5 protein-coding genes are annotated in these 6,285 nt (G+C 70.5%); 3 read left to right on the forward strand and 2 right to left on the reverse strand.

Annotation, left to right across the window (positions count from 1 at the left end; genetic code table 11):
* Positions 1 to 6: 6 nt before the first annotated feature.
* Together glgX and ACFYXA_RS28880 are read right to left on the reverse strand one after the other, a co-directional pair.
* Positions 7 to 2,154 (reverse strand): glycogen debranching protein GlgX, encoded by a 2,148-nt coding sequence (gene glgX, locus ACFYXA_RS28875; RefSeq protein ID WP_389038241.1) that lies wholly within the window; start codon positions 2,152 to 2,154, stop codon positions 7 to 9.
* Positions 2,151 to 2,663, reverse strand: a complete 513-nt coding sequence (locus ACFYXA_RS28880; RefSeq protein WP_351099356.1) for a pep a2 — start codon at positions 2,661 to 2,663, stop codon at positions 2,151 to 2,153. The genes glgX and ACFYXA_RS28880 overlap by 4 nt, the downstream gene beginning before the upstream one ends.
* A 379-nt stretch (positions 2,664 to 3,042) precedes the next feature.
* Here ACFYXA_RS28880 and ACFYXA_RS28885 point away from each other — a divergent pair, with 379 nt between their 5' ends.
* The 3 genes from ACFYXA_RS28885 to ACFYXA_RS28895 form a co-directional block, all read left to right on the forward strand.
* Positions 3,043 to 3,339: a DUF5133 domain-containing protein gene (locus ACFYXA_RS28885; RefSeq protein WP_352250867.1), complete on the forward strand. Its 297-nt coding sequence runs from the start codon at positions 3,043 to 3,045 to the stop codon at positions 3,337 to 3,339.
* 86 nt (positions 3,340 to 3,425) lie between these two features.
* A complete protein-coding gene (locus ACFYXA_RS28890; RefSeq protein WP_389038246.1) occupies positions 3,426 to 5,417 on the forward strand; it encodes an alpha-1,4-glucan--maltose-1-phosphate maltosyltransferase in 1,992 nt (663 codons plus the stop codon).
* On the forward strand, positions 5,414 to 6,285 hold an 872-nt coding region (locus ACFYXA_RS28895; RefSeq protein WP_389038249.1), incomplete at its 3' end, for an alpha-amylase family glycosyl hydrolase. The genes ACFYXA_RS28890 and ACFYXA_RS28895, both read left to right, overlap by 4 nt.

Consider the following 6,285-nt stretch of genomic DNA (forward strand, 5'->3'; position numbering starts at 1 on the left):
GCCCGGTCACCCCGCGCGGCGGGGCGGCCGGGTCAGCACCAGGAGGCTGCGGGACTCCACCGTCACCTCGGCGCCCGCCTTGTGCTCCGTCTCGTCCAGGCCGCCGGGCGGGGTCACCGTGTCGACGCACACCGTCCAGCGCTCCGCGTACTCGGCGCCGGGCAGGTGGAAGACGACGGGCTCCCAGTAGCTGTTGAGCAGCAGCAGGAAGGAGTCGTCGACGACGGGCCGGCCCCGCGCGTCGGGTTCGGCGATGGCGTCGCCGTTGAGGAAGACGCCGACGCAGTGGGCGTCGGGGCGTCGCCAGTTGTCGTCGGTCATCTCACGGGCGTCCGGCAGCAGCCACACCAGGTCGGGCAGCGGCTGCCCGGCGTGGGTGACGGTCTCGCCGCGGAAGAAGCGGCGCCGGCGCAGCACCGGGTGGGCGGCGCGCAGGGCGACGAGGTGGCGGGTGAAGTCGGTCAGCTCGCGCTGCTGTGCCGTCAGCCGCCAGTCGATCCAGGAGACCTCGTTGTCCTGGCAGTAGGCGTTGTTGTTGCCGCGCTGGGTGCGGCCGAGCTCGTCGCCGTGGCACAGCATGGGGATGCCCTGCGACAGCAGCAGTGTGGCGATGAGGTTGCGCTGCTGGCGGGCGCGCAGCTCCAGCACTGCGGGGTCGTCGGTGTCGCCCTCGGCCCCGCAGTTCCAGGACCGGTTGACGCTCTCGCCGTCCCGGTCGTCCTCGCCGTTGGCCTCGTTGTGCTTGTCGTTGTACGAGACGAGGTCGCGCAGGGTGAAACCGTCGTGCGCGGTGACGAAGTTGACGCTGGCGCGCGGCCGGCGCCGGTGGTGCGCGTACAGGTCGGATGAGCCGGCGAGGCGGGAGGCGAACTCGCCCAGGGAGCCGGGCTCGGCCCGCCAGAAGTCGCGCACCGCGTCGCGGTAGCGGCCGTTCCACTCCGACCACAGGGGCGGGAAGTTGCCCACCTGGTAGCCGCCCTCGCCGACGTCCCACGGCTCGGCGATCAGCTTGACGCGGCTGATCACCGGGTCCTGCTGGATGAGGTCGAAGAACGCCGACAGCCGTGACACCTCGTGGAACTGCCGGGCCAGGGTGGCCGCGAGGTCGAAGCGGAAGCCGTCGACGTGCATCTCGGTCACCCAGTACCGCAGCGAGTCCATGATCAGCTGGAGGACGTAGGGGTGCCGCATCAGCAGGCTGTTGCCGGTGCCGGTGGTGTCGTAGTAGTGCCCGAAGTCGCCGTCCACCAGGCGGTAGTAGGAGGCGTTGTCGATGCCCCGGAAGGAGAGCGTGGGGCCGTTCTCGTTGCCCTCGGCGGTGTGGTTGTAGACCACGTCGAGGATCACTTCGAGCCCGGCCGCGTGCAGCGCCTTGACCATCGCCTTGAACTCGGCGACCTGCCCGCCCCGGGTGCCGTGCGCGGCGTAGGCGTTGTGCGGGGCGAAGAAGCCGATGGTGTTGTAGCCCCAGTAGTTGGACAGGCCCCGGTCGGTGAGGACGCCGTCCTGCACGTACTGGTGGACCGGCATCAGCTCGACGGCGGTCACGCCGAGCGAGGTGAGGTGCCCGGTCACCGCCGGGTGCGCGAGACCCGCGTAGGTGCCGCGCAGCTCCGGCGGGACGTCGGGGTGGGTGCGGGTCAGCCCGCGCACATGGGCCTCGTAGATCACCGTGTCGGCGTAGGAGCGGCTGGGCGGCCGGTCGTCGCCCCAGTCGAAGGCGGGGTCGGTGACCACGCCGAGCAGGGTGTGCCCGGCGCTGTCCTGGGGGTCGGGCCGGTCGCCGGCGCGTTCGAAGAGCGAGGCGTGGTTGTCGATCTGGCCGTCGACGGCGCGCGCGTAGGGGTCGAGGAGCAGCTTGGCCGGGTTGCAGCGGTGTCCGGCTGCCGGGGCCCACGGCCCGTGCACGCGGTAGCCGTAGCGCTGCCCGGGGCGCACCCCGGGCAGGTAGGCGTGCCACACGAAGCCGTCGACCTCGCTGAGCGGCACGGTGCGGGCGCCTCCCCCGTCGTCGACGAGGACCAGGTCGACGTGCTGCGCGACCTCGCTGAACAGGGCGAAGTTGACGCCCTCCCCGTCGAAGTGCGCGCCCAACGGGTAGGGGTGCCCGCTCCAGACGGGCACCCCTGCGCTCCGGTCGGTCCGTGAGGTCACCGGGAGACCTCCACGACGTCGGCCGTCCCGCCGGCGGAGGCGGCCAGGGACGTCACGGGCAGCAGGCGGGGCACCTTGAGCATCTCGCGGAGCCTCGGGACGGGCCGGGTCGGCACCAGCGGGACGCGTTCCCCGGCGCGGGCGCGCTGCGAGAACCAGATGACCGTGCTGCCGGCGGCGGTGGCGCAGCCGCCCCAGCCGTCGCTGGTGGCGGCGATGTGCTCCAGGCAGGCGCGCAGGTCCTGGTCGGGGCGCAGATCGCGGTCGCCGCCGCCGACGGCGGTGATCAGATGCTGGCGGTTCCACCACATCTCGATCGAGGTGCGCTTGTCCGTGGCGTGCTCGTCGATCGCGTTCAGCAGCATCTCCGTTCCGCGGCAGACGGGCTCGACGAGGCTCTCCAGATCCCAGTGCCGGAGGTGGGCGGCCAGGATGCGCCTGACCTGTCCGACCCGCTCCGGACTCACGTCCACGTCGAGGTGGTAGTAGCAGGGCACTGCGGTCTTCATCGTCGTTGGCTCCTCACCGGCGAGGCTCCCGCTCCTCCCGGCCGCACGGCCGGGCCCCGAACACGAAGCGTGAGCGTCGATCGCTCCTGAGTCACAACCACAGTGGGGCCGCTACGCCATTCGTGCAACACGAGCACACCACGACCAAGATCCAACAGGACGTTGGGTGGCGAGCCGTGCACCATAAGTGAAGGCCTCGGGAGGTTTGACGGTTCCGCACCTCTGCTCGGGGTCCTTGCCGCTCGTGGGAGGCAGGGGCCCCAAGGGGTCCTTGCACTGTGAGCGCCCCGGACGGGCATGGTGCGAGGACCCCTGAAGGCCGACCCCGCTCGTCGGCGGGGCGACGTACCTCTCGCACTCCCGGAAGGTGACCTGCGCCATGCTGCTACCAGCCAGGACCGAAGTGGCCAGATGTCTGCGCGGTTACCGCGCCTGGGAGCGGGCCATGCTCGCGAGCCCCGGGGACGTCGCGGTGCGCTCCTCGTTCGAGGACTGCGGATACACCCTGTGCGTGCTGATGGGCAAACGTTGCGCCCGGGAGGCCGCGGACGCCGCCGAGCAGTACCTGCGGGGTGCCGTGGAGACCCGCGTGCGGCGCAACGCGTCCCGCCGGACGAGCGGTGTCGCGCGCCTCGCGGCGACCCGGCCGGTACCGCGTGTGGCCGCCGAGCGTTAGCAGTCAGCGTCCGCGCCTGCGCGGGCAGTGAACGACGGGCGACGGACGCCGTGTTCGGTCGCCTTCCCAGTTGCTGGAGGTACAGCGTGAGGTCCACCAGAGCGATCGGCCGTATCCCGGTGCGGGACGTCCATCCGCGCGTGGATTGCGGCAGCAGGCCGGCCAAGTCCGTGTGCGGGGAGACGTTCCCGATCACCGCGACGGTCTTTCGCGAGGGCCATGACGCCATCGGCGCCAACGTGGTCCTCAAGGGGCCCGACGGCAGCCGCGGACCGTGGACCCCGATGCGCGAACTCGCCCCGGGCACGGACCGCTGGGGCGCCGACGTGACGCTGGACGTGGCGGGCCGCTGGACGTACACGGTGGAGGCGTGGAGCGATCCGGTCGCCACCTGGCGGCACCAGGCCGAGATCAAGATCCCGGCCGGGATCGACACGGGTCTGGTCCTGGAGGAGGGCGGCCGCCTGCTCGAGCGGGCCGCGGGCCGGGTGCCGCGCGGGCCGGCGCGCACCGTGGTGCGTGAGGCCGCGCGGACGCTGCTCGACGACTCGCTGCCGGCCTCCGAGCGGTACGCGGCGGCGCTCGCGCCCGCGGTGCGGGAGGCCCTCGACCGCCACCCGTTCCGGGAGTTCGTCACCGCCGGACCCGCGATGCCGCTGCTGGTGGAGCGGGAGCGGGCGTTGTACGGGTCGTGGTACGAGTTCTTCCCGCGGTCGGAGGGGACGGCGGAGCGGCCGCACGGGACGTTCCGTTCGGCGGCGCGGCGGTTGCCGGCGATCGCGGCGATGGGGTTCGACGTGGTGTATCTGCCGCCGGTGCATCCGATCGGGACGACGTTTCGCAAGGGCCGCAACAACACGCTGACGCCGGACGCGGAGGATGTGGGGGTGCCGTGGGCGATCGGGTCGCCGGAGGGCGGCCATGACGCGGTGGATCCGCAGCTGGGGACGCTGGAGGACTTCGCCTGGTTCGTCCAGCGGGCCGGGGAGCTGGGGCTCGAGGTGGCGCTGGACTTCGCGTTGCAGTGTTCGCCGGATCATCCGTGGGTGCACAAGCATCCGGAGTGGTTCCATCACCGGCCGGACGGGACGATCGCGTACGCGGAGAACCCGCCGAAGAAGTACCAGGACATCTATCCCATCGCCTTCGACGCGGACATGGACGGTCTGGTGAAGGAGACGGTGCGGGTGCTGCGGCACTGGATGGCTTCGGGGGTGCGGATCTTCCGGGTGGACAATCCGCACACCAAGCCGGTGGTGTTCTGGGAGCGGGTGATCGGCGAGGTCAACCGCCGGGACCCGGATGTGATCTTCCTGGCGGAGGCGTTCACGCGGCCGGCGATGATGCACACGCTGGCGCAGATCGGTTTCCAGCAGTCGTACACGTACTTCACCTGGCGCAACTCCAAGCAGGAGCTGACGCAGTACCTGACGGAGCTGTCGGGGGAGGCGGCCTCCTACATGCGGCCGAACTTCTTCCCCAACACCCCCGACATCCTGCACGCCTACCTCCAGCACGGCGGCCGGCCCGCCTTCGAGGTCCGCGCGGTCCTGGCCGCGACGCTGTCGCCGTCCTGGGGCGTGTACAGCGGCTATGAACTGTGCGAGAACACCCCGCTGCGCGAGGGCAGCGAGGAGTACCTCGACTCGGAGAAGTACCAGCTCAAGCCCCGCGACTGGGAGGCCGCCGAACGCGAGGGCCGCACCATCGCCCCGCTGATCACCCGCCTCAACGAGATCCGGCGGCGCCATACCGCGCTGCACCGGCTCAGGAACCTCCGCTTCCACGGGACCGACAACGACTCGGTCATCGCGTACAGCAAGCGCGAGGGGACGGACACGGTGCTCGTCGTGGCCAACCTCGACCCGCACCACACCCAGGAAGCCACGGTCTCGCTGGACCTGCCGCAACTCGGCCTGGAGCACGGCGCCTCACTGACCGTGCAGGACGAACTCACCGGTGACACCTACGCCTGGAGCCGTGACAACTACGTGCGCCTGGAGCCCGGCCGGACGCCGGCCCATGTGCTCCACGTCCGGTGCCCCGCAGCGCAGATCGGAGGCTCCGCAGCGTCATGACCGTCAACTCCCCTGTCCCGGACACGTTCGAGGACACTCCCGCCAAGGACCGCGACCCCGACTGGTTCAAACGCGCGGTCTTCTACGAGGTCCTCGTCCGCTCCTTCCAGGACAGCAACGGCGACGGCGTCGGCGACCTCAAGGGCATCACCGCCAAGCTCGACTACCTGCAATGGCTCGGCGTCGACTGCCTCTGGCTCCCGCCCTTCTTCAAGTCGCCCCTCAGGGACGGCGGCTACGACGTCTCCGACTACACCTCCGTCCTCCCCGAGTTCGGAGACCTCGCCGACTTCGTCGAGTTCGTCGACGCCGCCCACCAACGCGGCATGCGCGTCATCATCGACTTCGTCATGAACCACACCAGCGACCAGCACCCGTGGTTCCAGGAATCCCGCAAGGACCCCGACGGCCCCTACGGCGACTACTACATGTGGGCCGACGACGACAAACAGTACGCCGACGCCCGCATCATCTTCGTCGACACCGAAGTGTCCAACTGGACCTACGACCCCGTCCGCAAGCAGTACTTCTTCCACCGCTTCTTCTCCCACCAGCCCGACCTCAACTACGAGAACCCGGCCGTGCAGGAGGAGATCCTCGCCGCTCTCCGCTTCTGGCTCGATCTCGGCATCGACGGCTTCCGCCTCGACGCCGTCCCGTATCTCTACGCGGCCGAAGGGACCAACTGCGAGAACCTCCCGGCGACGCACGAGTTCCTCAAGCGGGTCCGCAAGGAGATCGACGCCGCCTATCCGGACACGGTCATCCTCGCGGAGGCCAACCAGTGGCCCGAGGACGTCGTCGACTACTTCGGCGACTACGCCTCCGGCGGCGACGAGTGCCACATGGCCTTCCACTTCCCCGTCAT

This window comes from Streptomyces sp. NPDC002566 (assembly GCF_042889585.1).
Taxonomy (GTDB): Bacteria; Actinomycetota; Actinomycetes; order Streptomycetales; family Streptomycetaceae; genus Streptomyces.

Excerpts from the sequence above, each read along its gene's own strand:
- ACFYXA_RS28880 (WP_351099356.1), bottom strand. The coding sequence starts at position 2,663 with ATGAAGACCGCAGTGCCCTGCTACTACCACCTCGACGTGGACGTGAGT.
- ACFYXA_RS28885 (WP_352250867.1), top strand. The coding sequence starts at position 3,043 with ATGCTGCTACCAGCCAGGACCGAAGTGGCCAGATGTCTGCGCGGTTAC.